This is a genomic window from Vulcanisaeta sp. JCM 14467 (genome assembly GCF_001316245.1).
Classification (GTDB): domain Archaea; phylum Thermoproteota; class Thermoprotei; order Thermoproteales; family Thermocladiaceae; genus Vulcanisaeta.
On record NZ_BBDM01000006.1, the window covers coordinates 100,544 to 126,836 of the forward strand.

At 45.6% G+C, this 26,293-nt stretch carries 31 protein-coding genes, 1 tRNA gene and 5 pseudogenes; 19 read left to right on the forward strand and 18 right to left on the reverse strand.

Annotated features, from left to right (window positions below):
* Nucleotides 1–38: 38 nt before the first annotated feature.
* Nucleotides 39–578, forward strand: a complete 540-nt coding sequence (locus tag JCM14467_RS07240) for a TRASH domain-containing protein (RefSeq protein WP_054849630.1) — start codon at nucleotides 39–41, stop codon at nucleotides 576–578.
* A 6-nt stretch (nucleotides 579–584) separates the two neighbouring features.
* The gene (locus JCM14467_RS16905; protein WP_252901028.1) at nucleotides 585–782 is read left to right on the forward strand and encodes a metal-binding protein; all 198 of its coding nucleotides are present in this window, start codon (nucleotides 585–587) and stop codon (nucleotides 780–782) included.
* A 37-nt stretch (nucleotides 783–819) separates the two neighbouring features.
* On the opposite strand, the pseudogene JCM14467_RS20425 reads toward JCM14467_RS16905, so the two are convergent.
* The 8 genes and pseudogenes from JCM14467_RS20425 to JCM14467_RS16940 all read right to left on the reverse strand — a co-directional run bounded on the left by JCM14467_RS20425 (nucleotide 820) and on the right by JCM14467_RS16940 (nucleotide 8,458).
* Nucleotides 820–3,598: pseudogene (locus tag JCM14467_RS20425) on the reverse strand (glycoside hydrolase family 57 protein).
* A 66-nt stretch (nucleotides 3,599–3,664) separates the two neighbouring features.
* Nucleotides 3,665–3,796 (reverse strand): hypothetical protein, encoded by a 132-nt coding sequence (locus tag JCM14467_RS20430; protein ID WP_256359228.1) that lies wholly within the window; start codon nucleotides 3,794–3,796, stop codon nucleotides 3,665–3,667.
* Nucleotides 3,793–4,539, reverse strand: a complete 747-nt coding sequence (locus JCM14467_RS07250; RefSeq protein ID WP_252901031.1) for a sugar ABC transporter permease — start codon at nucleotides 4,537–4,539, stop codon at nucleotides 3,793–3,795. The genes JCM14467_RS20430 and JCM14467_RS07250 overlap by 4 nt, the downstream gene beginning before the upstream one ends.
* Nucleotides 4,536–5,425: pseudogene (locus JCM14467_RS19995) on the reverse strand (carbohydrate ABC transporter permease). Before JCM14467_RS19995 ends, JCM14467_RS07250 begins: the two are co-directional and overlap by 4 nt.
* A 15-nt stretch (nucleotides 5,426–5,440) precedes the next feature.
* Nucleotides 5,441–6,856 (reverse strand): extracellular solute-binding protein, encoded by a 1,416-nt coding sequence (locus JCM14467_RS07260; protein ID WP_054849631.1) that lies wholly within the window; start codon nucleotides 6,854–6,856, stop codon nucleotides 5,441–5,443.
* Nucleotides 6,857–7,033: 177 nt separating this feature from the next.
* Nucleotides 7,034–7,171: a hypothetical protein gene (locus JCM14467_RS16930; RefSeq protein ID WP_252901033.1), complete on the reverse strand. Its 138-nt coding sequence runs from the start codon at nucleotides 7,169–7,171 to the stop codon at nucleotides 7,034–7,036.
* On the reverse strand, nucleotides 7,140–7,631 hold the full coding sequence (locus JCM14467_RS16935) for an alpha-amylase family glycosyl hydrolase (RefSeq protein ID WP_252901034.1): 492 nt from the start codon (nucleotides 7,629–7,631) through the stop codon (nucleotides 7,140–7,142). The genes JCM14467_RS16930 and JCM14467_RS16935 overlap by 32 nt, the downstream gene beginning before the upstream one ends.
* Nucleotides 7,619–8,458 carry an alpha-amylase family glycosyl hydrolase gene (locus tag JCM14467_RS16940; RefSeq protein ID WP_252901035.1) on the reverse strand — a complete coding sequence of 280 codons (840 nt, stop codon included), beginning with the start codon at nucleotides 8,456–8,458 and terminating at the stop codon, nucleotides 7,619–7,621. The genes JCM14467_RS16935 and JCM14467_RS16940 overlap by 13 nt, the downstream gene beginning before the upstream one ends.
* A gap of 209 nt (nucleotides 8,459–8,667) precedes the next feature.
* On the opposite strand from JCM14467_RS16940, the gene JCM14467_RS07270 reads away from it, so the two are divergent.
* Nucleotides 8,668–8,991: a hypothetical protein gene (locus JCM14467_RS07270; RefSeq protein ID WP_054849632.1), complete on the forward strand. Its 324-nt coding sequence runs from the start codon at nucleotides 8,668–8,670 to the stop codon at nucleotides 8,989–8,991.
* A 47-nt stretch (nucleotides 8,992–9,038) separates the two neighbouring features.
* Nucleotides 9,039–9,116, forward strand: a tRNA-Glu gene (locus tag JCM14467_RS07275).
* Nucleotides 9,117–9,223: 107 nt separating this feature from the next.
* Here the strand turns inward: JCM14467_RS07275 and JCM14467_RS07280 are convergent.
* On the reverse strand, nucleotides 9,224–9,577 hold the full coding sequence (locus JCM14467_RS07280) for a hypothetical protein (RefSeq protein WP_054849633.1): 354 nt from the start codon (nucleotides 9,575–9,577) through the stop codon (nucleotides 9,224–9,226).
* A gap of 263 nt (nucleotides 9,578–9,840) precedes the next feature.
* Between JCM14467_RS07280 and JCM14467_RS16945 the strand changes: the two genes are divergently transcribed.
* Both JCM14467_RS16945 and JCM14467_RS07285 read left to right on the forward strand, forming a co-directional pair.
* Nucleotides 9,841–9,978 (forward strand): hypothetical protein, encoded by a 138-nt coding sequence (locus JCM14467_RS16945; protein ID WP_252901036.1) that lies wholly within the window; start codon nucleotides 9,841–9,843, stop codon nucleotides 9,976–9,978.
* A gap of 42 nt (nucleotides 9,979–10,020) precedes the next feature.
* Nucleotides 10,021–10,545, forward strand: coding sequence for a hypothetical protein (locus JCM14467_RS07285; RefSeq protein ID WP_054849634.1), 525 nt, complete (start codon nucleotides 10,021–10,023; stop codon nucleotides 10,543–10,545).
* A gap of 24 nt (nucleotides 10,546–10,569) precedes the next feature.
* Here the strand turns inward: JCM14467_RS07285 and JCM14467_RS07290 are convergent, their stop codons facing one another.
* Complete coding sequence (locus tag JCM14467_RS07290) at nucleotides 10,570–10,854, reverse strand: MoaD/ThiS family protein (RefSeq protein WP_054849635.1); 285 nt, start codon at nucleotides 10,852–10,854, stop codon at nucleotides 10,570–10,572.
* Nucleotides 10,855–11,032: 178 nt separating this feature from the next.
* On the opposite strand from JCM14467_RS07290, the gene JCM14467_RS16950 reads away from it, so the two are divergent.
* Genes JCM14467_RS16950 through JCM14467_RS07300 form a run of 3 tightly spaced genes read left to right on the forward strand, consistent with a single transcriptional unit; the run spans nucleotide 11,033 to nucleotide 12,991 of the window.
* Entirely contained in the window at nucleotides 11,033–11,707 is a 675-nt protein-coding gene (locus JCM14467_RS16950; RefSeq protein ID WP_252901037.1) for a hypothetical protein, read from the forward strand.
* Entirely contained in the window at nucleotides 11,685–12,671 is a 987-nt protein-coding gene (gene lysS, locus JCM14467_RS16955) for a lysine--tRNA ligase (RefSeq protein WP_252901038.1), read from the forward strand. Before JCM14467_RS16950 ends, lysS begins: the two co-directional genes overlap by 23 nt.
* A 5-nt stretch (nucleotides 12,672–12,676) precedes the next feature.
* Complete coding sequence (locus tag JCM14467_RS07300) at nucleotides 12,677–12,991, forward strand: hypothetical protein (protein ID WP_054849663.1); 315 nt, start codon at nucleotides 12,677–12,679, stop codon at nucleotides 12,989–12,991.
* A 19-nt stretch (nucleotides 12,992–13,010) separates the two neighbouring features.
* On the opposite strand, the gene JCM14467_RS16960 is transcribed toward JCM14467_RS07300, so the two are convergent.
* The 4 genes from JCM14467_RS16960 to JCM14467_RS16970 form a co-directional block, all read right to left on the reverse strand.
* A complete protein-coding gene (locus JCM14467_RS16960; protein ID WP_252901039.1) occupies nucleotides 13,011–13,616 on the reverse strand; it encodes a coiled-coil domain-containing protein in 606 nt (201 codons plus the stop codon).
* Nucleotides 13,613–14,467, reverse strand: coding sequence for a hypothetical protein (locus JCM14467_RS16965; protein ID WP_252901040.1), 855 nt, complete (start codon nucleotides 14,465–14,467; stop codon nucleotides 13,613–13,615). Before JCM14467_RS16965 ends, JCM14467_RS16960 begins: the two co-directional genes overlap by 4 nt.
* 83 nt (nucleotides 14,468–14,550) lie before the next feature.
* The gene (locus JCM14467_RS07310; protein ID WP_054849636.1) at nucleotides 14,551–14,907 is read right to left on the reverse strand and encodes a hypothetical protein; all 357 of its coding nucleotides are present in this window, start codon (nucleotides 14,905–14,907) and stop codon (nucleotides 14,551–14,553) included.
* A 67-nt stretch (nucleotides 14,908–14,974) separates the two neighbouring features.
* Nucleotides 14,975–15,127, reverse strand: coding sequence for a hypothetical protein (locus JCM14467_RS16970; protein ID WP_252901041.1), 153 nt, complete (start codon nucleotides 15,125–15,127; stop codon nucleotides 14,975–14,977).
* A gap of 55 nt (nucleotides 15,128–15,182) precedes the next feature.
* Here JCM14467_RS16970 and JCM14467_RS07315 point away from each other — a divergent pair, with 55 nt between their 5' ends.
* The gene (locus tag JCM14467_RS07315) at nucleotides 15,183–15,896 is read left to right on the forward strand and encodes an N-acetyltransferase (protein ID WP_054849637.1); all 714 of its coding nucleotides are present in this window, start codon (nucleotides 15,183–15,185) and stop codon (nucleotides 15,894–15,896) included.
* Here the strand turns inward: JCM14467_RS07315 and JCM14467_RS07320 are convergent.
* A pseudogene (locus JCM14467_RS07320) lies at nucleotides 15,882–18,127 on the reverse strand (CDC48 family AAA ATPase). The gene JCM14467_RS07315 and the pseudogene JCM14467_RS07320 overlap by 15 nt on opposite strands.
* Nucleotides 18,128–18,534: 407 nt before the next feature.
* On the opposite strand from JCM14467_RS07320, the gene JCM14467_RS07325 reads away from it, so the two are divergent.
* Complete coding sequence (locus JCM14467_RS07325; RefSeq protein ID WP_054849638.1) at nucleotides 18,535–19,023, forward strand: hypothetical protein; 489 nt, start codon at nucleotides 18,535–18,537, stop codon at nucleotides 19,021–19,023.
* A 91-nt stretch (nucleotides 19,024–19,114) separates the two neighbouring features.
* Here JCM14467_RS07325 and JCM14467_RS07330 read toward each other — a convergent pair whose 3' ends face one another.
* Nucleotides 19,115–19,453 carry a hypothetical protein gene (locus JCM14467_RS07330; protein WP_252901042.1) on the reverse strand — a complete coding sequence of 113 codons (339 nt, stop codon included), beginning with the start codon at nucleotides 19,451–19,453 and terminating at the stop codon, nucleotides 19,115–19,117.
* 5 nt (nucleotides 19,454–19,458) lie between these two features.
* On the opposite strand from JCM14467_RS07330, the gene JCM14467_RS07335 reads away from it, so the two are divergent.
* The 4 genes and pseudogenes from JCM14467_RS07335 (at nucleotide 19,459) to JCM14467_RS20435 (ending at nucleotide 22,180) form a co-directional block, all read left to right on the forward strand.
* On the forward strand, nucleotides 19,459–19,881 hold the full coding sequence (locus tag JCM14467_RS07335; RefSeq protein ID WP_054849640.1) for a hypothetical protein: 423 nt from the start codon (nucleotides 19,459–19,461) through the stop codon (nucleotides 19,879–19,881).
* Nucleotides 19,882–19,911: 30 nt separating this feature from the next.
* A pseudogene (locus JCM14467_RS07340) lies at nucleotides 19,912–20,960 on the forward strand (hydroxymethylglutaryl-CoA synthase).
* Between the two features lie 54 nt (nucleotides 20,961–21,014).
* Complete coding sequence (locus JCM14467_RS07345; protein WP_054849641.1) at nucleotides 21,015–21,308, forward strand: winged helix-turn-helix transcriptional regulator; 294 nt, start codon at nucleotides 21,015–21,017, stop codon at nucleotides 21,306–21,308.
* 168 nt (nucleotides 21,309–21,476) lie between these two features.
* Nucleotides 21,477–22,180, forward strand: a pseudogene (locus tag JCM14467_RS20435) (DUF120 domain-containing protein).
* Nucleotides 22,181–22,188: 8 nt separating this feature from the next.
* Here the strand turns inward: JCM14467_RS20435 and JCM14467_RS07355 are convergent.
* Entirely contained in the window at nucleotides 22,189–22,764 is a 576-nt protein-coding gene (locus tag JCM14467_RS07355) for a class II aldolase/adducin family protein (RefSeq protein ID WP_054849642.1), read from the reverse strand.
* 86 nt (nucleotides 22,765–22,850) lie between these two features.
* Between JCM14467_RS07355 and JCM14467_RS07360 the strand changes: the two genes are divergently transcribed.
* From JCM14467_RS07360 to JCM14467_RS07375, 4 genes are all read left to right on the forward strand, one after another.
* Nucleotides 22,851–23,720, forward strand: a complete 870-nt coding sequence (locus JCM14467_RS07360) for an amidohydrolase family protein (protein ID WP_054849643.1) — start codon at nucleotides 22,851–22,853, stop codon at nucleotides 23,718–23,720.
* A 115-nt stretch (nucleotides 23,721–23,835) separates the two neighbouring features.
* Complete coding sequence (locus JCM14467_RS07365) at nucleotides 23,836–24,048, forward strand: hypothetical protein (protein ID WP_054849644.1); 213 nt, start codon at nucleotides 23,836–23,838, stop codon at nucleotides 24,046–24,048.
* On the forward strand, nucleotides 24,045–24,581 hold the full coding sequence (locus JCM14467_RS07370) for a hypothetical protein (RefSeq protein ID WP_054849645.1): 537 nt from the start codon (nucleotides 24,045–24,047) through the stop codon (nucleotides 24,579–24,581). The genes JCM14467_RS07365 and JCM14467_RS07370 overlap by 4 nt, the downstream gene beginning before the upstream one ends.
* Complete coding sequence (locus tag JCM14467_RS07375; protein WP_054849646.1) at nucleotides 24,581–25,585, forward strand: hypothetical protein; 1,005 nt, start codon at nucleotides 24,581–24,583, stop codon at nucleotides 25,583–25,585. Before JCM14467_RS07370 ends, JCM14467_RS07375 begins: the two co-directional genes overlap by 1 nt.
* Nucleotides 25,586–25,842: 257 nt before the next feature.
* Here JCM14467_RS07375 and JCM14467_RS19450 read toward each other — a convergent pair whose 3' ends face one another.
* Nucleotides 25,843–25,974, reverse strand: a complete 132-nt coding sequence (locus JCM14467_RS19450; protein WP_256359229.1) for a hypothetical protein — start codon at nucleotides 25,972–25,974, stop codon at nucleotides 25,843–25,845.
* Between the last annotated feature and the right edge of the window lie 319 nt (nucleotides 25,975–26,293).

Below are 26,293 nucleotides of genomic sequence, written 5' to 3' on the forward strand. Positions count from 1 at the left end.
GTATAGTTTATCAAGAACAAAGTGTTAAGGTAATCGTCATGGGTCAGGAAACAAGTGTTTCTAGGTTTACGGATATTGAGATTAAGGTATTAAGCATTCTCAGGGAGAACTCCAGGGCGAGTGTTTCTGAGATTGCCGAGAGACTCGGTGTTTCCAGAGTCACGGTTTATAGGGCACTGAAGTCGCTAGTTAATAAGGGCGTTAGGTTCACGGTAGACATACCCGAGGATTCCCCAAGGGCATTTGTGGTGAGTAGGGAGTCTCATGCGGACCTTGGTGAGTGCTTTAAGTTGGTCGATGGTAGGTACATGGTTATTGTAAGGGCTAGGGACTTCAATGAGTTGGTGAACATAATTGATAGGCTTAGGGATAAGGAGGAGGTCTACATAGCGTTAAGGCCCGTGAGTAAGCAATTGATTAGTGTTGGCTTGGTTTGTGATTACTGTGGTGGGCCCATAACGGTGCCAATCATATATAGGAGGGGTAGGAGGACGTATTACCTATGCTGTGAGACTTGCTTAAGAGAATTGAAGAAGAAATTGAGGAAGAGTAATAAAAATAAGGTTAATGCCTCATGACTTACTGTGTCATCTAGTAGTGGGAATAAGTGCGTATTTTATCAGAGAACGTACGATGGTGAACGTTGCATACTCATGCCACCTGAGGATTGGAGAGTTAGTAGAAGCAAATTCATCAACTTCTGCCTCAGCGGCGGCCGTGGATGCCCAGTACTCAGTAGGTATTACTCAATAGTCTCTAAGGGGTCAGGCGAGAAAGAGTGATGATGATTTTTAATTCTGAATGCGCCATAGAAATGAGTTACCTGAGTAAGCCTCTTTGGATGAGTATGACCATCATTATAACGGACGCACTAAGTAGTACCGCTATAAGGCCGGTTACTAAATCATTGGATTCTCCCTGCATTGCCGTTATTGCCTGTGAATTACCATGACTAAGTGTGAGTGTGACGAGTGGGAATCCGTACTGGTTGATTGGTATTGAGTGGTCGCCAAGCTCGCTATCTGTGACTGGTGAGTATAGTTGGGCTATTGTTGCATTCTCAATGCCGATTACTGGTATTGTCGTTATGTGGTGAGGCCTTAGTAATATGGGCTTGGCGATTGTGTACGTGCCGTTACTCACAACTAGCGTTACATACAGCGTGTAGTTTAGGCCATTGTAGATCTGCAGCACTACCGCATTATCCTCGACCACGTACTTAACAAGCCTAATCTCGAATAACCAACCCTTTATCGTATTGATTATGGCGCTCGTGTATGTTAATGCCTGTTCCTGGAACCACGCTGGGCCGTAGTTCGGCGGCCCGGTCTGCCAGGTCCAGTCACTGCCCTCGGCGACATATAGGTAATTCCACAGCGTGTATATTGGGTTTGTTGAGTTTGGCGTTATGTTGAAGGGCAGTGGCACTATTGGTGATATTGGCATGCCCACGGCCTTGGTGAATGCCACTAGGTACTCCCTCGCCAGGGCCACTGAGCGCCAAATCTCTATCTTACCTGGGTAGCCATTGTTCCAGTTATTCAGGTTTAGGGCCCATGATGACTCGGGTAAGTTCGTTAGTACCGCTATTGGCTTGTGAGTGGCTATGGCTTCACTTGCCGTTTGCGTTATGAACCAGGTACCCTGGTACTCAGAGAGGACTTGATAGATTGCCTGCAGGTCGGCGGGTCCCGTTGTTGGGTTGAAGATCAGTGGGTTCTCGCCGTCCAGTGCAACGACGACTACAGCGCCTGGGTTTTGCATGTATATCCTGGCCAGGTAGTGTATTAGCTCCCTGGCAGTTACCTGGGGTGATTGGCTGAAGTAGGCGAAGGCAAAGGCGTTAGATAAGTCAGTATCCCTGAATAGGATTATTAACTGCTCGCCGGTTGAGTCCTCAACAATTATTGGTCCGTAGGGTGATGGTGTACCGCTGACCACGGTTGCATAGGGTAGGAATGCCTGGGCATCAAGTATTGTGAATTCAATACCAGTCTCATTGTATAGGTGGATGAGCCCATGTTAAACGTCATCTCAGGGGTCCAGGCGCCAGTGGCCTTAATGCCGAAGACCCTCTCTGTCATTTCCTCACCCATGAGTATCTGGCCAGTAGGTCGCTCTGCCAGCCATTGTCGTAGATTATGGCCTGCAGTGGGTGGTAGAAGGGTACCGTGAGTATCTCAACCCTACCCTCCTGGGCAAGCTCCCTGTATAGGCTTATCGTGTAGTTTATGGCCTCAAGACATTGGGTCATATTCACGTTAAGGGTTGATGGACTTGGCCAGACCGGTGAGTATGGGAACTTACCCTCGGTTAGGATGGTCTCCCACTGGTAGAGTAGGACTGGGGTGAAGTCTATGGTTACACTCACGTTATATTCACTTAGTAATAAGGCCTGTAGCTCATAGGCTCCGACCCAGGTGCCATTCCATAGGAAGTCATGGCACGTGTGAAGCAGTGTCCAGGCCTACTCCCATGTGCCATTGGGCTCTATGTAGAGTGGTTGGTGCATGTTCCATACAATGACCAGGCTAATTGGTGGCTTACCGGTTGTATTGAGCACGTAGAGGCTTGGTAATGAGGCTTGGGTTAGCACCGTGCCTAAGCTGTATACTGTTAGTGTTGGTGTGTAGATTCCCTGCGGTATATTCACCGTGAAATTCAACGCCACCGTGTAGTAGCCCGGCATTATAGTCACGTCATAGTAATTAAACTCCTCATTATCTACGGTGAGGGTCATGTTCACGGTGACGGGCTTACCAAATGCGTTCTCAAAGAGTACGTATGCCGTCGCCTCCTGCTTAACCAGGTAAACGTACTTACTATACGTCGCGTTTATGAACACTAGTGGTGAGTAAACGTCCTGTATTGCGAAGTTTCCATTGGGTGTGCACGTAACCATACCACTTATCAAGTTCGCTGAGCAGTGAAGCCAGGTATTGGTTGTTGTATCCCAGTAAACCCATTGTACCCATTGCCCAGGCTGGAATGGTTCTATCATCACTGAGTAATTGCCCCATAGTGGGTTGAATGTCATCGTTGCGTTCATGGCACCTGGTGTACTGCTTGTTGTGTACCAAGGTACGTTTCCAGGGCCTGAGGTTAAGCCATACCAAAGGAGTATGTTGTCTGGCGCCCTGCCAATCACTGTTATTAGTATTGAGCCGTTTGGATAGACGTAGGCCCATGTATAGCCTGCATTTGGTGGGTTAACATCCACGTTCCAGTTCCAGAAGGGCACGCACTGATAGTTAATCCACGTGTTAGTTGTTTCATCATGAAACACCCAGGCAACCCACGTGCCTGGTTGGAAAGGCCCTATGGTCGCTACGTAGCTGGTGCCGTTCCAGGTCATTGACGTGTCGGTAACGCTTGACCAGGGACCTTGCGAATACGGTTCAATACCCCAGTGTAGGTATACCTCATGGCCCTCTGGGATTCCTGTTATTGCCACCGTTATGTATGCAGGGCCTGAGGTTGGTGTTACATTGAAGGACACTATATATGTACATGAGTTCTGGGCATGGATTGTGGGTACTATGAGTAGTGCTGCTACTATTAGTAAAAGAATTGCCGTATATATTATTTTAATTGTCATATTATTTGGTTTTTTAGATATTTAAACTTTTCTTTTCAATTATTCTTTTAATTATTTTCAACCATTCTATGCCTTAACACCGCCCATTGCATATATCTGCACTAGGTACTTTTGAAACGCTATGAATACCGCGAATATCGGTATGCCCATGAGCACGGAGAATGCGGCGAGTACATTATACAGCGTAGCCCTATTCACGAAGCTAGGTAGTACATGCCCAGGGTTAAGGTCCACATGCTCCCTCTCGTTATGAATGCATAAGCCAATGCATAGTCCGTGTAGGCACCCATGAAAGCGAGCAGTGCCACAAAGGCTATTATTGGCTTAGCCATTGGCAGGAGAATCCTGAAAAATGCGCCGAGCCTGGTTAGACCATCTATTAACGCCGCCTCCTCATAATCCTTCGGTATCCTATCAAGAAACACCTTAACCAGGTATGAGCTGAATATCGATGTGCCGCCGGAGTATGCCAGTATTAAGCCTACATATGTTGACCATGCATGCTTAAGTATTCCTAATGATGCGAACATTAGGTATAGTGGCAATGCAGTTGCTGCGAATGGGAAGAAGGTCATGACGTATATCGTAACCATGAGCATCGTCTTACCGGGTATATTAAACCTCGATAAGGCAGCCCCAGTTATGAAGGCTACAATCACCGTAATCGCTACGGTACCAGCCGCAAGGATTAGACTATTCCTAAGCCACAATAGGAATGGTTCCTTGAATAAAATGTAGTAATAAGCCTCTAGGGATGGGTTCTCTGGTAGGAGGGAGCGTAGGGTTATTGATGCTAGTGTTGGTATTGGGTTTACGGAGGTGATTATTATGTAGTATATTGGGAATACGGCTATGGCGGCGGTTATGGCGAGTATTATGTACGATATCCCAAGCCTAACCCAATTAACAAACCTATTCTTCAAGCTATACCTGTTGCTCATGTTATCACCTCGAGGACCCTACCAATCCTAAGCATTAATATGGCCATTATGGTCAGTATTATCGTCGATATTACGGAGTACGCAGCCGCTATGTTGTAATACCCGTAGGAGAATGCCTCTTGATACGTATAAACGATCAGTATGTCCGTGGATATGCCGGGACCTCCAGCGGTAAGTATGTATATTGGGTAGAAGTTATTCCACGTGAATACGAAGCCGCCAACGCTTACGAAGCTATGGCACTCCTCATTAGGGGCAGCGTTATGTGCTTAAACCTCTGCCATGCATTGGCGCCATCCACAATCGCTATGTCATAAAGTTCACTCGGTATGCTCTGCAGGCTTGATAGGAAGACAGCGGTGTAGTATGGGAATGACAACCACAGATTAGTTAGTATTAATGCCACCCAAGCCGTGTTTGTGAATGTTAACCAATTAATTGGTGGTATGCCAAGCAAACCGAGGAACTTATTGACAATTCCATACTCATAATTCCACATACCATACCAAATTACTAACGATATATATGCAGGGAATGCCCAGGGAACCAGGAGTAACGTGAAGAACACGTTCCTACCCTTAATGTCCCTCTGGTTAAGTATTAGGGCCAGTATGAACCCGGTAACGACCATTGGGATCAAACTACCCACTGTCCAGATAATCGTGTTTAATAATAATGTATAGAATGTACTACTTGTCAGTATTTGTTCATAGATTTTCAAACCAACGAATGCATAATGAAATAGGTGATATAGATCGAAATTTGTAAACGAAATGTAAACCGCATAGGCCACTGGGTATAGGAATAGGAATAATGCGATGGCAATGATGGGGAGGAGGTAAAGATATTGGATAATAATACGATCTAATTTTTGAAGAGAATCCATTACCAATCACCTAGCTCAACCGCTTGACTGAGCCATCTGCTGGAGCATGTACTGCTCCATGCCCTGGGCAGCGGCTTGGGCTGTGGTTTGATTTGCGAAGTATGCAGTTACGTACTGGTGAAATGCCGGCCAGTAATAGGCCATTGCTGGTATATTGGGGAACTTCTGGCCATACTGGGCTTGCGCGAATATGCCCTCCATAATGTCGTTGAGGCATGCCGGCGTTAACTGCCCAGACTTTAATTGGCTGACCGCCGTGTTATAAGCCTGTATGTTTGCTGGTATGTCATGTGCGTAATTCCATAGGTTAAGGTCCGCCTGCGGACCAGTCATGTATAGTATGAATACTAATGCAGCCTCTATCTGCTGCGGCGTGGCGCCGCTAGCCTGTGGTGAGGAAATTACCCAACCAGTACTGCCTATCAACGGGCTTGCGTGTAGCCCTGTCTGGCTAACCACGGGTAATGGCGCGGCACCAAGGTTGCAGCCAAGGGCCTTGAAGTACGTCCCTAAGTCCCATGGGCCGTCAAATATTATTGCTGCCTGGCCGCTTGTGAATAATTGACCCTCGAGACTTGGGTTCATGTCTGGGGCATTTATGTGGAGACCATATGTTAGGTTATACCAGAATTCTAGGGCGTTAACCATGGCGCTCGAGTTGAGCTGCGGCATGTTGTTGGGACCGAATATCTGTCCTCCAAATCCCGCGAACCAGGCTGCGAACCTATAGCCCCACTCGGAGCCAACGCCGTATGCGATACACCACACGTGGTACGTACTGTTGACCTGCAGGCACATATTAATTAACTGGTCTGTGGTGTTTGGTGGTGATGTTATGTATTGCTTGTTGTAGAACATGACTATGTAGTTTATGTTGTCTGGCAGTCCGTAATAGCCGTGGGCACTTGGCGTGTTGAGATAGAAGTTCTGTGCAGCAGTTGATAGGTACTGCTCAAAGACAGACGGTGGTAAATACTCGCTTAAATTAAGTATTAGGCCTGCTGCAAAGAGTTTACCCGCATCATCACTCGAGTCCCTGTAAACAATGGGCGCCTGCCCAGCCTTGGCAGCTGATATGAAGTTGCTCGTGGCTATGCCTACGCCGTAGGTTACCTCAACGTGTATGCATGGGTATAACTGCTCGAAGGAGGCTAGCGAGGCATTAAATGCCTCATTCTCACTGGGGCTATACGTGTTCCACACGGTTATTGTTACGTTACCGACCTTCGAACAGAAGGTTTGGGCAAAGCTGGAACTATAGACATTCTGCGGCGTGAATTCACTTATCGGTATTACGAAGCCCGGCGGTGTTACTGGTTTTGGCGCAGAGGGCTTGTATAAGTAGACCACGGCTACTACAGCGACTATTACGACTATCACCGCAACGATTATACCTATTATGGCGCCCGTTGATAGTCCAAGCCTGTTCATACGTATTCAGGTATTATGAACAGGTTTAAAAGCATTACCGTGATTGATTTATATAATTCATGCATACTCATAAATAAAAGAGACAAAGATTAGATATTTATCTATATGTTTATACCTAGGTATACCCATTAATAAACAATTATTAACGATAATTAAATATCGATAATTCCTGTCAAGTTACCTACTCCTAACAATAAAGTAATCACCACTCAATATACCACCATCGTACCTCCTCACCTCATTACTTAGCCTAACCTCAAGCCTACTATCGTAATAAATAAGCTCACTTGAGTTGGCAATTATATGCTTGGGCATTATGTTCAATCCTGAAAGCTTTTTTTATGAAATCATGAAGGGTATTGGCATTATAAACTCTTTTCCAATCCATGCACCTCCTATTATCTGGGTCAGGACCTCCCTCAAGCATTATTTCGTCACCGTAATAAAGCATTGGCGTTCCAACCCAGGTATATATAAATACCAATGCGGCCTTGAACTTTTCAATATCATTGTTGAGTATAGTTATTGCTCTTGGTGTATCATGCGTGTCCACGAAGAGCCAGGAATTCGTTAGGAAGTGCCTCGGTAATACCGCTAATTGTCTCTTAAGCACTTGAGCAAATTCCTCAGCGTTTATTTCATTACGTAGAAACTTAGTGAGTGGTTCCCAGACTTGGTAATTCATAACGCCATCGACGGCGTTCCTCCATAGGAATGGGTCGCCCCAGACCTCGGCGATTAAAGGCGTGTTGATGAAGTTCCTCAGGTCCCACAAGAACCAGGGTGGTATGCCGGCGCCAACATCAATCCTAAAGGCATCAACCCCATCAAAGCCCAGTGAAGAACTATGCCCTTAACCCACTCACCGGCGAACTTCATGTTAAGCTTAGGCATCCTCTTAACATCCATGAACTTCTCATAATCGCCATCATAAATGTAGTACCAGCGGGAATACTCAGGATCGCCACTTAAGGCGGCCTTAAAGGCGGGGTGATCGGAACCAGTGTGGTGTATAGGTAAATCCAGTATGACCTTGATGCCTAGGTCGTGCGCCCTACTCAACAACTCCTTAAATGCCTCATTACCGCCCAAGTCATCATCAACGTTAAGGTAATCAGTAACGTCATACCTATGGTATGACATCGCTCTAAAAATCGGCGTTAAGTAAATCGCGTCGAAACCCATGGACCTTATATAGCCAAGCTTATCCCTAATGAAATACAGGTCACCACCAAGCCTATCCCTAGGGCCACCCTCCCTCCTACACCCAAACCTATCAACGAATATCCCATAAATCGCCCTAAACAACCTACGCCTATTCATGCGGACCCTCCTAACGGGGCCACGGAGTATGAGGACGTTAAATCCATTCTCCGTAGGACCATCATCGAGGACAACCTCACCATCAACCAAATACCTATAGTAGTACCTGCCCGGAGGTAATGAAACATAGGCACAATAGTCAGAACCACAGAATTCAAGCTCAATGGGCTTCATATACGCAGTAAAATTACCAACTACAAAAGCAGCCCTCCTGGGATACCTATTTATCGAGAATCTAACGAAGTATAAATCACCACCTCTAAATACGGTAATGGGCATTAAAAACACCGTAAAATTACAAACTTAAATCAATTAACCGACATTCTCATTAATTTACTTGACGCTACCAGACTTAAACCTCCTCAACGCACGCTTAACCCATGAACTATGGGGCGGAGGAAGAAGAAGGGGAGATATAGTGTGGAATTGATGGGGAAAGCGTTTACAATAATTATTCATAAAAAACGCTTTCGCTCCGTTGTAATGTGGTGAGTGAGAACGCTAAGCGGCTCGTTGATACATTGAAGAATAAGTATGGCGCTATCACTGTTTATACCTATACTCATAATATCCATAAGAAAAATGGTGACTATAACTATACCCGTGTGGAACTACCATACAATGCGGTACTAAGGATGGTAATGCTGGATGATGATTTGAGGAGGAGTATCACGGCAGTGCTCTGTTTAAGGTATAAGGATGCCGAGGATGAAGAGACAAGGCAAAGAATCCTCGTACTTAAGCGAGACCACACCCACAAAGGGGGCGACCGCGGCGGATTGCCCCGAGGACTTCACCCAGGCCCAGGTTAAGAACCATAGACAAAAGTTTAAAACTCCACAGGAAAAATGAGACAACAGCCCCGGTCGTTCAGCCCGGTCAAGGATGTGGGCCTTTCGAGCCCGTGACCCGGGTTCAAATCCCGGCCGGGGCACCATATTTTTGCAATTAATCCTTCATTTTCAAATCTTGCCCATTTACTATGGATGTTGATTGTTAAGATGATTTATGATAGTTTTAAGTCTTGGGCTGTGGTTGCCTTGTTTATGGTGCACCAATCATTTTTGCCACGTCGTATATTATTGTTGGTTTCCAGTAGATTGAGTTGCGTTCCCTCAGTATACCAACTATCCACACTATTAGGAATGCTAGCCCCGCCAGGTAACTCAGTGCCATTATTACTATGTGTATTGGTGGTATTAAGATGGTTAGGAGTGATATTACTCCGAGTACCACATCAACACCAATTATGACCAAGCCAAAGGCAATACTCAGGTAAGACCAATGCTTGACATAGTTTGAGTTGGGCTTAACCACCATGCCAATTATTCCACCGACAAGCGGAATCAACCATGCAACCAAAGCCCAAGTACTCTCCTCATTACTCAACTGTGACACATGGCATCAAGGAAAAAGTCCTTTATAAATGCTTCTGATATCGTTATTATTTACATACAAAATGACTCTTGCACTTAGCCAAGAAAACCAATTACATAAGGCGCTACGCATATAATAGGCAGAGGGTGATCCATACGCCATCCTCATCATTGCGTGACCATATTATTTATACTTAGTATAAATGATAATTCAATTGCAATTAAGAATTTATAGAGTTATTGAAAATACAAAGTTTTTTTAAAGAGCTAGGATATTAGTGATTAATGTCAATTGTTGGTGAAATAACTTGCCCGAGGTGTGGTTACGTGAATAGGGAGGGAGAGAAGAAATGCAGTTTTTGCCATTATGATTTTGGAAGGGATGATCAGTTAGAGGAGCAGGTGCTTTATAGCCTTCCCTAGGTTCTAAATGGATCCCAAACATGCAAGCTAGACTTGAATCGTATGGGAATGGGAGGCAGGCTTATAATAACCAATGATAGGCTCATATTCTGGGGATCCAAGCTTTACAGTTCATTCGGTCAAACGGATTTTGGTATTATCAATACTAGTTTCCTGAATGATTTGAGGGGGATAAAGCCCTTCGCGGATCGTAGTGTTGGCCTGAGGAATGGTACGTATAGTGGTAGGTTGTTCTCTGTTGAGGATGCCGAGGTGGACAAGCCATTGAGGGAGGCGGCGCCTGAACTCGGTACTGGCGCAAAGTGCGCGGAGGTGATTTACCACTCTAACGTGAGTGTCGTGTACCTATTTGACGTGTATACTCCGAAGGGTTTTTGGAAGAGCCGTACTGACGTGTTGATAGGGCTTGATCTAAGTAAGGGCGAGGGTCGTTTCTTTAAAACCTGGGCAAATTATCGTATTCCCTTCCTTAGCACCCAGGAGTTGGCGGATATGCTGAAGAGAACCCCACTGTCAATTAAGGATTTTATGTCCACTAAGACCCAAGATGGTGTGAGTTTGGTCTAATTGAATCAGAAAGGAGTGGAGTGATTAACCACCCTCCGCAGGTGGTAGGAACACGACCTCGTCATTATCATTTAGCTTTGTAGCCAAGCCATTAAGCCACTCAATGGCCTTACCATTAACCAACACCACATACTCACCCCTCAGTTTGCCATTGCCGTCAAGTACAGCCTCAGTGAACTTGGGATTGAATGTATGCGAAATCAAATCAATAAGACCATGAATAGAAAGACCATTAGTAACTTCAAGCTCTAGCTTAAACGTGCCAATAAGCTCGTAAAGGTCACCGAAAAACTTAACCCTAACCCTCACAAACCGAGGTAAAGACGCAGTACATAAAAATCTAACTCAAGCAAAGAAGGAGCCAAAACCTAACGAAGGTCCCTGCTGGAAATGGTAGTTGCAGTTAATGGTTCTTTAGCGGCATGATTATTATTAGGATAACTTATAAATTAGTCCTTGATCCCTTATCATTAATGAGCTATATTCATTGGTTGATAGGATAGCGAGTCAAGTCCTTGAGAGGTGCCGTAGTGAGGGTAAGGAGGAGTGTGTACTCAATGGTGGGCTCAGCGTTTCTGGGCTTCAGCACATTGGTAGGCTTAGGGGTGAGATAATACTGAATAGTGTCATTGCTGAGAAGCTGAGGGATGCTGGGCTCAGGGTTAGGCAGGTATTGACGCTATACACGGTGGATCCCTGGAAGGGTAAGGATAAGCAGCTCGAGCAGTTCCTAAACCCTGACGTTGGTAGGAGGTACATTGAGTGGCCCCTGGAGCGAGTACCTGACCCGAAGGGATGCCATAGGTCCTGGGTTGACCATTACTGGAGGGACTTCGGTGATTACCTGGATTACTTCGCAAGGAATGTGGAGGTTATAACGACCGGTGAGATGTATAGGGAGCATCCTAGGATGAGGGAGTTCATAGTGATGACAATGAGGAATAGGGAGAGGTTGATTGAGGTCATTAATAAGTACAGGGGTAGGAACCCATACCCAAGGGATTGGATACCCTTCGAACCAATTTGCGAGAATTGTGGCCGTATTGGTACTGCGGAGGTTACGAAGCTAGACCTCGATAAGTATGAGGTTGAGTATAAGTGCACGTACTGCGGTCATGTGGGTAGGGCTAAGTTGACCGATGGCAAGCTCCCGTGGAGTTGAGTGGGTTGGTGTTTGGTACACGCTGCAGGTCGATTTTGAGCCCTACGGTAAGGATCACGCAATGCCGGGTGGTTCCAGGGACTCTGCTGTGGAGATTGCAAAGTCTGTCTATGGCATTAATTCACCCCTGGGTACTTGGTATGAGTGGGTTGGTTACGTGGTCAACGGTAAGGACGTGGGTGACATGGGTAGTAGCGATTTCATAGGCTTCACGCCCAGGGAGTGGGTTGAGGTTGCTGAACCTGAGGTCCTTAGGTACATCTACATATTCCATGAACCAACGAAAAGGCTGACCTTTAGTCTCGACTCGATTTATCAATACGTGGATATCTATGATAGGGCTGAGAGACTTTACTACGGTGTTGATAAGCCGAGCCCCAAGGAGAAGGACTACCTAGACCTAATCATTAAGTCCTATGAATATGCACAATTAAGGAGACCACTGCCTAAGGAGATGCCGTTCCAGTTGCCGTACCTTCACGCCGTTGCGTTAATCCAGACGTTACCGCAGTCATTAAGTGAGGATGAGCTTATGGAGAGGGTTATTAAGAGGTTGAGGGAGACTAAGGTACTTACTAAGGACTTGGATGACTTGTCCCGTGAGAGGATTAAGTCCAGGTTGGTCAGGGCCCGTAATTGGGTCAATAAGTACGCGCCAGAGACCTACAGGATTAGGGTTCTTGAGGAGTTACCGGAATCGATTAGGTCATCGTTAACTGATGTGCAGAGGAGTAAGCTTAACCTACTCCTTCAGGAGCTTGAGAAGGTTGATGTTTGGAGTGAGGATAATATTAAGGAGGCTATGAAGAGGGTTCCAAGGGAGGACAAGAGTGTTGAGAGAGCATTCTTTGAGGCTGCGTACCTTGTGTTCTTCGGTAAACCGAGCGGCCCAAGGATTGCGCCTTACCTGGCGATGCTTGGTAAGGATTTCGTAATTAATAGGTTAAGGGATGCGTTGAGGTGATTGCCATGTCTAAGTTATTGGCGGCTGCCATAGTGCTTGCGGTGGTTGTTTACACGGTTTTGCTATCATCCTTAGCCGGTACGTACTTGCCCAGCAAGAATAATTTTACCCTGGACATCACAGTGCTCGTGCTGGCATTGATTAGTTTCTTTACGTCATTCCTATCAATTAAGCAGACGTGGTATGATGTAAATACTGCGTATACAGATAGGGAGTTAATCATTGGTAGGTTAAAGAGGATTCTAGCCTTTTTCTCGTTGGGACTGAATATTGTCAATATCATTTTAGTTTTTGCGTTTGTGCTTATTGTGGTTATTTAACGTAAAAGTGAGCGAGCACTCACTTCCTAATTAACGCCCTCAGTTGATTTAGCTCCTTATCCTTGCTCTCAATAATCTTCATCAATTCCTCTCTCTCCTTAAGTAATTGCTCATACTTCCTGCGTATGTCCTGGCACTCACTCTCCATCTTACCGACCTCCTTCATTTTATTCTCAAGCTCCTCCCTCTCCCTATCAAGCTTCTCCCTGAGCTCGACCAGGGTATTCTCCCTAATAATCAACGCCCTCTGATAATTCATTAGCTCGCGCTCCTTATCAAGGAGTCTCTTCTCCCAATCCGTGAGTCTCTTCTCCTCCTCAACAAGCTTAGTCATCAATGGCTCAAGCTTATCCATAAGCTCCCTCCTCCTCTTACTAATCTCCTCGTCAAGTCTCTTCAATGCGTCCTCCCTCTCCTTTAGCAGGTTCTCTAAGGAGTTGAGCCTACCCTCCTTCTCCTTGAGCTCTGCCTCAAGCTTATTCAATGCTTCCTGCCTCTCATCTAGCTTCTTCTCGAGCTCCTTAAGCTCAGCCTCCCTCTTAGCCAATTGCTCAAGTCTCTCCTTAATCTCCTGCTCCCTCTTCTCCAATTCCCTGAGTCTCGCATTCTCGGCGTCAATCCTCACAGCTCCATCTCAAGTCTCTGTTCACGGGACTTCAACTCAAGCTCCCAATCCTTAAGCTTGGCCTCCTTCTCATTAAGTGCCTTCTCCCTCTCGTCCAACGCCTTCTCCCTATTATCAAGTTCACCGAGTCTCGTAGTCAACTGATTAGAAAGTGCTATGAGGGATGCCATTACATTACTCATTTCAGCCAACTTAGCCTTCTCCTCCTCGAGGGCCTTCCTCTCGCTCTCAAGTCTTTCCCTAAATTCCTCAAGGCTTTTCTCCCTAACCGAGACGTCACTTTCCCTCCTGCTTATATCGAGCAACTTATTCTCCAGGTCCTTCTCTCTATTGAGGACCTCGTTGTAAACCTTATTCAACTCCGCCAATAAGTTGCTCAACTTTGAGACCTCGGAGACCAGGGTTGATGCCTTATCAACGCCGCTCTCAATCTTTGCACTGAGGTCCTTAACATTATTGTTTATAGACTCAAGGGTTGTTGTGGCGCTTACTAGGCTTTGCTGCATGTTGCTTGACAATCCCTGGAGCCTATCTAGGAGGCTGTTTATCTTCTCGAGTGCGTCGAATAGGGAGTCCATTAGCTTCTTACTGGTGTCGCCGAATTGATTAATTATGGTGTTTATCTGGGCTACCCTGCTGGCTATGTCCGTAGTTGATGAGTTTATGACCCTAATAGCGTCCTGTAATGACTTGTCATTCCTCTCAATTCCAGTCGAAATTAACTGAAGGCCTTTCTGTATTTGGTTAACGTTATTGACTAAGGCCTGAACATTCTGCTGCAGTGCCTGGAGTAGGTTTGTTATGTCGTTAATCCTCTGGTAAAGCTCAGTTGCTTCTTTAGACCTGAACACGATACGTATTTTAAGCAGAGTAACTAATATATTTTGCTTTTATTATTCTAAATGGAATTGAACATCATGAAGATACCGTGAAACTAAGACTTACCGGAACCCTTACCCAGAATATCTAAAATAACTGACTTAAGTCCCTCAATAGTTTCAGAACTTTTTCTATACTCAGTAATCAATCTGATGCCCTGTTCCTCAATAAGCTTCTGAAGCTCATTAAGTCTCGTGGCAACATTAGCCAGTTGATTCGTGATCTCAACAACCTGGTTAACATCAAGCGTCCTATACTCCTTCAAATCCATGGAAATCCTAGCCAATAAATCCACGGCATTCTCAACCTTATCCTGTAATGTTGATATTGAATCCCTATAGGCGATTAACGAGGTCTCAATCCTCGTTAATTCTCTCAACGTACTAGATAACATGCTGGCCAGCTCAGCCATGCTTTGTGGGGTTATACCACTGATTAACTCTTGGGCTTTAATTAAGCCGGACAGAGACTTTTCAATCTCATTGACCTATTCTCCAGATTCTCAACCTAGTGCTTATGTCCGTTAGACTCCTGGACAATTGATCAACCTTACTACTTAGGTTCACTAACTCCCTGAGAATCCTCGTTATTGGGTCCTCACGTGGTGGCGGTGGCGCTGGATAATAACTCATTGTAATTAAAACAAGTTAGTAATTACTTAAATATTTATCTTGTGGCTATTAATCAATGACGTACATATCCCCAAGGGCAAAAATACTGAGTAGAAACGTGGGTGGAGACATCGTGATACTAGGCCCATCAGTGGTCTATGAAGGGACAATAATAGAGCCCTTCGTCATCATAGGCCACCCAATTAGATCAAAGCTCCTAGGCATAAGAGGTAGGGATTTAGGTATTGAACAGTTAATGGATGAGGTTAGTAACGGTGCCGTCATTGGCAGGAATTGCATCATTAGGAGCAATGTCATTATTTATGAGAATGTGGAGATGGGTGATAATGTTGAGACCGGGCATAACGCATTAATTAGGGAAAACACGAGAATAGGCAGTAATACCAGGATTGGTTCTGGGGTCATAATTGATGGAGATGCTGTAATCGGCAATAACGTTAGTATACAAAGCATGGTTTATATACCGAGGGGCACCATCATAGAGGATAACGTATTCCTAGGGCCGAATGTCGTGATAACAAATGATAAATACCCACCAAGTAGGAGACTGGATGGCGTTAAGATAAGGAGGAATGCAGTTATTGGCGCCAACGCAACCCTAATAGCCGGTATTGAGATTGGAGAGAATGCCGTGGTTGCGGCGGGCTCCGTCGTGACTAAGGACGTCCCACCAGGGGAGGTCGTTGCCGGCGTGCCCGCTAGATCCATTTATAGCGTTGATGTCTTTATTAGGAAGAGAATTGAGTATGAAAAGTCAGAGACCCCTTAACGTCCTCCTAAGATTCCTAGCCATCTCCTCAAACCTGGCAATGTCCTGCTTCGATAGTGACGGCGGGACAACCTTCAAGGCCTCCTCAAAGTGCTCAACGCCAACGGGCTTTGCTTGGCTCGAGTTACTCCTAATGGTCTCCCTCAACGCAAGCATTGCTGCCTCCCTCACAAGCGCCGCCAGGTCAGCCCCTGTGTATCCCTCCGTCCTTCTAGCCAGGTCTCTGAGGTACTTATAATTCCCATCCTTAACCTCATCAGCAAGCTTCAAATTCCTAATATGGACCTTAAGTATCTCAAACCTTGCATTCTCATCTGGTGGCGGCACATAGACGATCCTATCGAACCTGCCCGGCCTCAGTAGTGCTGGGTCTATTATGTCAGCCCTATTGGTGGCTGCAATAACCACGACATTCTTCAACGGCGCAATCCCATCCATTTCAGCCAATAACTGATTAACAATTCTATCGGTCGCGCCACTGTCAACCCTCAAACCCCTTGCTGGTGCTATTGCGTCTATTTCGTCGAAGAATATTACGCATGGTGCTGCCATCCTGGCCTTCTTGAATATTTCCCTGATTGCCCTCTCGCTCTCTCCAAACCACTTACTCAGAATCTCGGGTCCACGCACGGCAATGAAATTCGCATTACTCTCAGTAGCCACAGCCTTAGCCAAAAGCGTCTTACCAGTACCAGGAGGACCAAACAACAAAATACCCTTAGGTGGGTCAACACCGAGCTCCTCAAAATACCTCGGGTACTTAATGGGCCACTCAACCATTTCCCTAAGCTCCTGCTTCACATTCTCATAACCACCAATATCATCCCAATGAACCTCAGGAACCTCGACAATGACCTCCCTAAGCACCGTTGGCTGTATGTACTTCATGGCCTCCAGGAAGTCCCTCATCCTAATCTTAATCCTAGCCAACTGCTCCGGCGGTATTTGCGGCTGGTCAAGGTCGATCTCCTTGGTCACGTCTATGGCCTCCCTAAGCCTAATCATCGCAGCCTCCTTAACCAATGCCGCCAGGTCAGCCCCTGTATAGCCGTGAGTCATCTCGGCGATCTCATCGATATTCACCACGTCGTTCGGATCACATATCTTCTCCTTAACGTCATCCTCAGTGCACAACGGCACACTCCTCGTATGCACCTGCAATATCTCCTTCCTCGCATTCTTATCGGGCATGCCTATGTAAATCTCTCTGTCGAATCTTCCGGGCCTCCTTAGTGCTGGGTCTACGGCTTCTGGTCTGTTTGTTGCTCCTATGACTATGACCTGCCCCCTCTCCTGAAGACCATCCATCAAAGTAAGTAATTGAGCAACAACACGCTTTTCAACCTCGCCTGTTACCTCCTCCCTCTTTGGTGCTATTGCGTCGATCTCATCGATGAATATTATTGCCGGGGCATTCTTCTTAGCCTCCTCAAAAATCTCCCTCAACTTAGCCTCAGACTCACCATAATACTTACTCATTATTTCAGGTCCGTTAATCGATATGAAGTACGCATTAGCCTCTGAGGCAACTGCCTTGGCCAGCAGTGTCTTACCAGTGCCAGGAGGACCAATCAAAAGAACACCCTTAGGAGCTCAATGCCTAAGTGCTTGAATATCTCTGGGTGTCTCAGTGGTAGTTCTATCAATTCCCTAATCTTCCTCTTCGCCTCCTCTAAATCACCGATGTCCTCCCAGGTAACCCTCGGTATTGCCAGCTCCATCTCCCTAACAGGCTCCTCCCTAACCTGAACCTCCGTGTCAATCCCCACGTAGGCAGCTGGTCCCGGCGTTACGCTTATGACCATGAACCTAATCGAACCTGTGTAGTACGGTATCTCTATTATCGAACCCTTCCAAACAGGCTTACCGAGTAAGTAAGCCCTCTTCAGGTAATCAGGGTCAACCCTAATGTACTCACCCACCGGCGCAATCGTGACCTTCTGGGCAGACCTTAGGTTTGCCCTCCTAACCTTAACAACATCACCAATACTAACACCCGCATTCTGCCTCAACACACCATCCATCCTAATGTAATCCTTATCCTCATCATCAGCGTACGCAGGCCAAACCTGGGCATAGGCACTACGCTTATTACCAACAATCTCCACGTACTCCCCAGGCTCAATACCAAGCACCCTCATGTAACGCTGAGGAATCCTAACAATGAGCCTACCAACATCCCTAGTCCTAGCCTCCGCGACCCTAAGACTAACCTCACCATTAGAACCCATGACCACTCCTCACTGCTAAATCCAGGAGATCAGCTTATATAATTATCTACACATACCCAACCCATTGAACCAAGACCACGCGTTTATTAATAAATTCAATTCCACACATTTTAAACCAAACTATCACATAGCACATTGCCGAACATGAAAGTTTTAATGACCATTAACAATACTCCTAAGGACTTTATTAATTATTTTGAAAAATTAAATTACTGATGTGTCTTGCTCAGGACCCAGAAATTACATGCATTGAAATAAATGAGGACCTAATTAGGAAGAATAGATTGTGTTGGAGCAAGATAAATTAATCTAAATATGAGTGCGGTGAGGAGGTTAATGACCAAGGGGTAATTAATGAGGTTGTCATAATACTTATTGAAGTTCTTTATCGCTTATCACGTTGGCGGGTGTGGATACCGTGGTGGTTGGATAAGGAGAAGATAAGGATATTCAATAGTAGGGATAGGGATAAGGCGATTACTAATGAGGTGGCTAAGGTGATTGATAGCATTCTTAATGAGATGCTAAAGTACCTATATCAATATGATGATTATTGGATTAGGAATAGAGTATCGAGTGATTTAAGGAGGGTCATTGAGGATTTAATAAATGGCAGAGCTGAGATAATTATTAGGAAAACAGAAAACTCATTAATAATCGTAGTACGTGGAAATTACGTCACCTTAGAAATTATTAGGAATAGGGACGTTATAGTCCAAATACTCAATGATTTCTCAGGCACGACAATGAAAGTACCAGATAACTTGAACTCTACGTTAGAGACCTTCTTTATACCTAACCACTTATCGCTCTCTAATGTGTCCAGGATCTCCCTGAGGATGGGTGGTACAGCGTCTAATATGGCCCTTGCCAATTTAACGGCATTGCTATCGTAAAACGATATATATGCAACATTATTCCTGTTACTTAAATTATATTTAATACCTAATGACTTACTTAACTTCTCAAGTATTGCTCTCCACTCCTCTAACTTTTTTCTAGCTTTGCTACGTTTACCGTAATCTCTATCCTCGCCCTTAACCTATTTTCCCTTAAATACGCATTTGCGTAGCCGTCACCCAATATGCTTGTTAATAGAAAGATCAATATGCCTTTTTCATCAAGGATTTTAGCGATATTAAGTGCATCCTCTTTATATGATACGTGGTTATTGGCTGTGAGGGACCATGTTATTGTTACGTCCTCGATGTTTACGTTAATTGATTTTATATTCATGTATATATCTCCTGGATAGAGAAGTGCCCAAAATACTGCCTGCCATAGACGTGTTGTTCTCATTCTGGGTTTATCCTTTTTCTCCCTCATCCGTATTGGCAAGGCCTAGTTTTGCAGCAAGGAGTACTTTAGCGAGTTCTTCGTACTCCCTCCTATTTTTCACAAGTTCATTAAAGGTAACCCGAGGTGAGTCGCAGGTCGAAATACTTAGTGAGAAATTTACGATAGATTATAATAATTTAAGGCTCGTACTCTCAACGAAGAATTCCATTAGGGCATTAAGGATCTATGAGAAGATGAAGAACATGTATGAAAAAGTCTCCATAGGACAGAGGAGGGAACACACTATTGTGAGTATCCCATTCAAGGTCATAGCCAGGAATGATGAAGTGCGAAGTGCAATACATAAGGTACTCTGCAGCAAACTTAGGAAGGTTAGGAATGAGAGGACGAGAATGAAGATAATCCACGCATTAATGAGGTTGTCGTCCTCAAAAGAAGTTGACTGCGAACCCTAATTTTTAAAAGGAAACAAAACAACGCAGTCTGTGGGCAAGGTAGGCATTGTTGGCTGGGGCGTCTACATACCAAGGTTCAGAATAACCACACGCGAGATCAGTCGCGTATGGGGTGATGATCCGCTTAGGATTAAGGATCTTTATTGGGTTGAGGAGAGGAGCGTTGGTGGTCCTGATGAGGATGCTGTTACTATGGCTGTGGAGGCTTCTAGGAATGCGTTGAGGAGGGCTGGTATTGATGCTAGGGATTTGGCTCGGTGTTTGTTGGTACTGAGTCGAAACCCTACGCCGTTAAGCCCATAGCCTCGATACTCATTGAGGCCTTGGGCATGAGGAAGCAGTCCTTCGCTGTTGACATGGAGTTTGCGTGTAAGGCGGGCTCGGACGCAATAGTTAATGCCACGGGCCTCGTTAAGAGCGGTCTAGTTAAATATGGACTTGCGGTTGGCGTTGACCACAGCCATGGAGAGCCCGGGGATCACCTTGACTACACAGTGTCTGGCGGCGCGGCGGCTTACATCATAGGGTCTGATGGCGTTGCTGCCGAGATTGAGCATATATATGCGTACAATTCTGACACACCTGATTTCTGGCGTAGGGATGGCATACCCTACGCAGTGCATGGTGAGTCATTCACCGGCGAGCCAGCGTACTTTAGGCACATTGTGAATGCCGCGAAGGCGCTGATGGAGGCGACAGGGCTCAGACCAAGTGATTTTGACTATGCCGTCTTTCACCAGCCAAATGCTAGGTTCCCGGTGAGGGTTGCCCAGATGCTCGGTATTCCACTTGAGAAGGTTAAGTTGGGGATAGTCGTTGATAGGATAGGCAATACGTACAATGGCGCAGTCCTAATAGGGCTCGCGAATATACTCGAGAATGCCAAGTCAGGCTCGAGAATACTCATGGTGTCCTTCGGAAGTGGCGCTGGCTCTAACGCCTTTAGCCTAATTACCACGGACCTACTTCCGGAGAAGGTGGGTAGGGCTAAGACCGTTAGTTATTACCTCGAGAATAAGACGTACATTGACTACGCTCTATACCTGAGGTTTAGGAACCTGATCAAGGTTATTCAGTAATATCGATTTGTCGGTCTCTTAATCTTTAAAAATAAACAGTTAAAAATCAACGTAATGCCTCGCAAACAGACAGCCCGAATTGTGGAGAGGAAGAAGGAGATCCTGGAATTATTAATTAAGGAGGGTGAGTTACCGACGAACGAGATTGTTAAGAAGACAAACCTAAGCCACAGCCAGGTCTTCTACGCATTGAAGCTCCTTCAGAGGGATGGATTAATCAGGGAGATTAAGCGTGGCAAAGTGGCATATTGGAAAGCCGCAGATAATGCTCAGGAAGCCCTTAAGACACTTGAGCAGGAGGTTAGGGAGGAGGTTATGGAAGGCGAGGAATCATCAGGGGAAACTTAGACTTTTTTAATTCCTCGCATTTAAATTGGACAATTGGATGATGAGGCGGGCAGAAACGTAAAAAGTGACGAGACTGTCTCACACTGACTATTATTTCTTAACTGACCCTTCTCATGAAGCTTAAAGAAAAGCGTTAATAAACGGGCTCTTTACGCTAATACGAAGCATATGGATAGTTCCGTGAGTCGTGCATCATTGGGAATTGATTATAAACTCCTTCGAAGAATACCATACTTAATACTCCTCGTTAAGTATGGAATCAATGAGAAGGAGTATGTTACAATAAATCTGACAAGACTCGCCAACGATATTGGCACAACACCGCAGAACGTGTTTAAGATAATAAATAGGCTTGCCGAGGAGGGATTGATTATTAAGTCCACCGTCAGTGGTCAATTGGCGATTAAGTTCACGCAAAGAGCCTCAGAGGCTCTTCAATTTGTGATCGACACAATCAGGCATTACCTTGACGAAAGACTAGTGATTAGGCTTGTTGGTACTGTGGTTTCCGGGCTTGGTGAGGGTAGTTTCTACATGAGCCTTGATGGGTATGTCAAGCAGTTTATTGAGAAGCTTGGGTTTAAGCCATACCCTGGAACTCTCAATATCAGGTTAAAGCCCGAGTATGTTAAGTATAGGCTCTACCTAGATGCACTGCCGGGTATATACATAGAGGGCTTTAGTAATGGCGTTAGGACGTATGGGAACGTCAAGTGCTTTAGGGCGACGATCCAGGGTCTCCCAGGCGCGTGCTATTGATCGAGAGAACACACCACGGCCCTGATGTCATAGAGGTTATATCGCCCTATAAATTAAGGGATAGGCTCGGCCTTAAGGATGGTGATGATATCGAGGTATTGGTAACTCTGTAAAGGCTATATCACTTAGTGAAGCAATTAGAGAGTAGTGTTATGTATGCAAGGTTTTCAAGGACCTCAGCCCTATTGAGTGCCTCATATGGTGTTGAACCCACAGTAACTAACCCATGATTCCTTAGAATCACTGCAGTGACATTCCTCCTAGATATTGCCCTACTAACGGCATCAGCAAGCTCAGAACTTCCGGGCCTTAAGTAAGGAACCTCGGCAATCTCACCGACATACGAAACAGCCTCACTTAGTGATAAGTCGATCTTAAGATCTGCCTTGGTAAGGGCTAATATATTGGGTGGGTGCGTGTGGAGTACGAACTTAACGTCATCCCTAACCCTGTAAATGCCCACGTGCATCCTCCACTCACTACTGGGATTCCCGCCTGAGACAACGGTACCATCAAGCCTAATCTTAACAATGCTCTGAGGCTTTACGAGAACCTTAGGCATCGATGTCGGCGTTATTAATATTTCATCACTGCTCAACCTGGCGCTCGCATTACCACCAAGCAGGTCCACAAGTCTCCTTGCATATGCTAACCTAAATACTTCAACAATCATCCTCCTCAGTGTTGTCTCATTCATACAAGGGCGATTACACTGTGGGCATAAAAAAACATACCCTATATATTGCAAAAACGTATAAGCATGTACACATGCACTTACAATTGATGGACTACATCGATGCTCACACCCACATAGTTTTTAGGGAAACCATAACTGAGGAACTAATGAGATTCGCCTTAAGGGAGTGGGGCGCACCACATGAAACCCTGCTAATGAGTGTTAAAGATGTTGTTAGAATCCTTGATGATGCGGAAATTGATTATGTCGGTATAATGGCATTTCCAGCCAGGAAATTAGGTACCGTTAAGGAGGATTACGCAATAAGGGTGATTAATGCCGTTAAGGATTACGCAGATAGATTTGCAGTAATAGGCGGTGTGGAGGCCAATGAACTAACCATTGAGGAGACCAGGTACTGGCTCGAGAAACAGTACGAAGCAGGGATCAGCGCGATTAAGGTTCACCCACCGCACATGTGGCTTAAACCGAACGCCTACAGGCCCGAGGAGGGTGGCTTGAAGCAGCTGGAGCTTGTTTATCAATTTGCCGAGGACCATGGACTACCCGTGTACATACACACGGGCACCAGCGCCTTCTCGAGGGCCAGGAATAAGTATGGTGACCCAATATTCGTAGATGACGTTGCAGTGGACTTCCCAAGGCTAACAATAATAATGTCCCACGTGGGTAGGCCTAATTGGATACCCACCGCGTTTCAATTAATCAGGATAAGGCCGAACATAGTTGCTGACCTCTCAAGCATACCACCGAGGAGGGTCCTGGAGTACCTGCCAAGACTCACGGAGATAGGCGACAAGGCGATTTACGGTAGTGACTACCCAGGCCCTGGGGTTCACGATATAAAGGCGAACCTAAGGGAATTCCTAAGCATACCAATACCGAGGGAGGTCATGAGGAAGATCGTGGATGAAAACCCAAGGAAAGTCCTAAAGCCACTATCTAGAAATAGGTAAAAACAAAGCCAATAAATGCCGTGAAGCCTCAACCAAACCGCCGTTCAACCCTGCTCGACTCACCTTTTATGAATACCCAAAGTAAAAAAAAAGTCCGTAAATAAATAATGAGTTGATGAGCATGCTCAGGTGGGTTCGTAACACACGCCTAATAGCCCTAGTAATGCTCTCAATAACTACCTTATCCATAGCCCTAATAGCCCTAGCCCAAGCCCAGGTACTAACCCAACCAAGGCCCTTCATGACACTTACCGGGCAGGCCTACGAAATAGACTACTACAACGTAACCACACTCCCAACACCCACTGTAGTCATCCACGCTACATGAACGGAACCCCAGTCCCATTCACCGTAAGCCTATTCGCAATAACACCGAGGAAGATATACACGGTGGGCTACTACTACGGAGTCGGCACGGTAAGTATAAACCTAGCCAACGCGGTAATGAGTAATGTAGCCACCACCTGGCTGAGCGAGTATGGCAATAATGCCATGCCGTCACTAATGGCCTTCATAACCTACGGAAGCAATAACGAGACCTGGACCGTGATAGCGGCAATACCCTACAACCCAAGCTGGGTCATTGAGAGGAAACCCATAGAAATAGCAATAAACACAGAATTCAATGAGGTAAGGCCAGCCCACGTGATGCCACTCAAAGTCACCGCTACAAAGGTAGGTACGCAGACCACCCAGCCAAGCCAGGTCAATGGTAGTAACGACCCGTTTGGGTTCACGTACGTAGGCAGCTGTTCATCGAGCAGTAACGTTGCATATCCGCCAATACCATCAAGCATTGAGACCGTTGCTTACTACTGGTCCTTGAGCAATGCAGTGAGTTTGAGGGTGGCGTACCCCTGATGTTCGTTGGTTGGGGCGCTGATGTATGGAATATCATTAATGCAGAAATAAAAATTAGTAATATTGGCGGGACTGCGCAGAAGGGTTCAGGGCTCTTTGGCGTACTCAATGAGAGCGGTATAAACGTCCCAAATGGACCAGTGCTTATTGGACCAACATACACATTCAGTAACACATATACAATTATCATGCCTAATAGTATTACTGATGCAATTATTAAATATGGTTCCTTAAATGAGGAGGTAAGTTCAGGCATTATTTATTATACTGTGCCGGGTAATGGATTTTTCTATATTGGTTTACCCTCTTACGTTGCTTACGTGGCATTTCAGGAGTATGAAGCCGCGCCATTCTACTCTGAGCCAACGGGCTTCTGGGCTAATGGTACGGAGACCTTGGCACCGCTTTCCACGGACTTCTCTGGCTCATACCTCTACGTCTACCCGTATCTAGATGTCGGTAACGGCTCAATAACGGGCTCCTTCCTGGGCATACTTTATATGGCTAAGAATTACCACGAAATGCTAATTAATCTCGACGATGCGTATTCGACAGTAAGCTCATACTGCGGGCCAGCACCACCGCTCACAGGGTATTCAGGCAATCAATACTACATAGGGTACACGCTATCATCAATAACAACCACGTATAGTCCAAACATAATTGGTTGGGTCTTTATGTTTGGCTCATTAATCCTTACTGCGGTTTCACCTTATGCAAGTGGGGTTTGGGCGTACGTGATTGGCGGTATCTCGGTCGCACTAACCGTGGCTGGTGCATTTGTAAACACAGCGCTTGTAAACCAGAATAACTTTGGCCTAACCGCTACTGTGTACGTCTACTTACCTTCACAGTATACGCCATTATACGTCACATTTATTGGAAGTCCGAAGGTAACCAGTACAAGTGGTTCACAGTCCCTTTACCCGTCGGGTATTATCATAAACTCCACGAATTACTACAACATGGGAGGACTAATCAGTGGATTGCAATGCAATAAATAACCTTAATATATCATCATTAATAATTAAAATTCCCGCGAATAATGCGGGTTACATCGCTTGGTACCTATCCTCGATAAACGCATCTGACGTCTTCGGAATCCCAACCTTCGGATTCATAATAAACGCAACAAGTTACTACCAAAACCCAAACAACAATCTAAGCTGTAATGGCTAACGTAATACTAAATACTAAAAATTAGTATTGTATCAGTCATGAGCAGGTACATGACCGTGAGAACTTCGCGCATGTGGAGCACCTAACCCCTGATTAACTCAACCACGTACCTCATCGTCTTGCTTAGCGTTATTTCCTTCTCGCTAACCTCATCGCCGCATGCGTACCTTACCTTGACTGTTTTTGGTTCCTCGCTCGTTATGATGCGCGCCACGCGGTACCTTGGCTTGATTACGTCACTGCTCAGTGCCCTAACCTGCTTAACAACCTTGACCTCTCTGTCGAGTACCTCTATGTGGTGGTTCTGACTGATGTTGGGGCACGTGTAGTGCCTTATTAATCCAGTTGAGAATTTTGCGTTGATATGTCCAGTGCTCTCAATGGGCTTACGGATTCATTGAGGAGGAATAAGTTCTGCTGTGGTGTTAAGCGTGGTAATGAGTATCGATGTGGCGGTGATGCTGGTGAGAGCGCCATAAACAAAGCCGCTGAGTTATTGATCGAGGCAATCAATCGAATACTATGCTGGAGGG

Excerpts from the sequence above, each read along its gene's own strand:
- JCM14467_RS07250 (WP_252901031.1), bottom strand. The coding sequence starts at position 4,539 with ATGAGCAACAGGTATAGCTTGAAGAATAGGTTTGTTAATTGGGTTAGG.
- JCM14467_RS07370 (WP_054849645.1), top strand. The coding sequence starts at position 24,045 with ATGAACGGAACCCCAGTCCCATTCACCGTAAGCCTATTCGCAATAACA.
- JCM14467_RS16940 (WP_252901035.1), bottom strand. The coding sequence starts at position 8,458 with ATGCCCATTACCGTATTTAGAGGTGGTGATTTATACTTCGTTAGATTC.
- JCM14467_RS07285 (WP_054849634.1), top strand. The coding sequence starts at position 10,021 with ATGGGAATGGGAGGCAGGCTTATAATAACCAATGATAGGCTCATATTC.
- JCM14467_RS16945 (WP_252901036.1), top strand. The coding sequence starts at position 9,841 with ATGTCAATTGTTGGTGAAATAACTTGCCCGAGGTGTGGTTACGTGAAT.
- JCM14467_RS07330 (WP_252901042.1), bottom strand. The coding sequence starts at position 19,453 with ATGAGGGAGAAAAAGGATAAACCCAGAATGAGAACAACACGTCTATGG.
- JCM14467_RS07345 (WP_054849641.1), top strand. The coding sequence starts at position 21,015 with ATGCCTCGCAAACAGACAGCCCGAATTGTGGAGAGGAAGAAGGAGATC.
- JCM14467_RS07375 (WP_054849646.1), top strand. The coding sequence starts at position 24,581 with ATGTTCGTTGGTTGGGGCGCTGATGTATGGAATATCATTAATGCAGAA.
- JCM14467_RS07260 (WP_054849631.1), bottom strand. The coding sequence starts at position 6,856 with ATGAACAGGCTTGGACTATCAACGGGCGCCATAATAGGTATAATCGTT.
- JCM14467_RS07355 (WP_054849642.1), bottom strand. The coding sequence starts at position 22,764 with ATGAATGAGACAACACTGAGGAGGATGATTGTTGAAGTATTTAGGTTA.
- JCM14467_RS07315 (WP_054849637.1), top strand. The coding sequence starts at position 15,183 with ATGACGTACATATCCCCAAGGGCAAAAATACTGAGTAGAAACGTGGGT.
- JCM14467_RS07360 (WP_054849643.1), top strand. The coding sequence starts at position 22,851 with ATGGACTACATCGATGCTCACACCCACATAGTTTTTAGGGAAACCATA.
- JCM14467_RS07310 (WP_054849636.1), bottom strand. The coding sequence starts at position 14,907 with ATGGCTGAGCTGGCCAGCATGTTATCTAGTACGTTGAGAGAATTAACG.
- lysS (WP_252901038.1), top strand. The coding sequence starts at position 11,685 with ATGGCAAGCTCCCGTGGAGTTGAGTGGGTTGGTGTTTGGTACACGCTG.
- JCM14467_RS07300 (WP_054849663.1), top strand. The coding sequence starts at position 12,677 with ATGTCTAAGTTATTGGCGGCTGCCATAGTGCTTGCGGTGGTTGTTTAC.
- JCM14467_RS16930 (WP_252901033.1), bottom strand. The coding sequence starts at position 7,171 with ATGCCCAAGCATATAATTGCCAACTCAAGTGAGCTTATTTATTACGAT.
- JCM14467_RS07240 (WP_054849630.1), top strand. The coding sequence starts at position 39 with ATGGGTCAGGAAACAAGTGTTTCTAGGTTTACGGATATTGAGATTAAG.
- JCM14467_RS16970 (WP_252901041.1), bottom strand. The coding sequence starts at position 15,127 with ATGAGTTATTATCCAGCGCCACCGCCACCACGTGAGGACCCAATAACG.
- JCM14467_RS07365 (WP_054849644.1), top strand. The coding sequence starts at position 23,836 with ATGAGCATGCTCAGGTGGGTTCGTAACACACGCCTAATAGCCCTAGTA.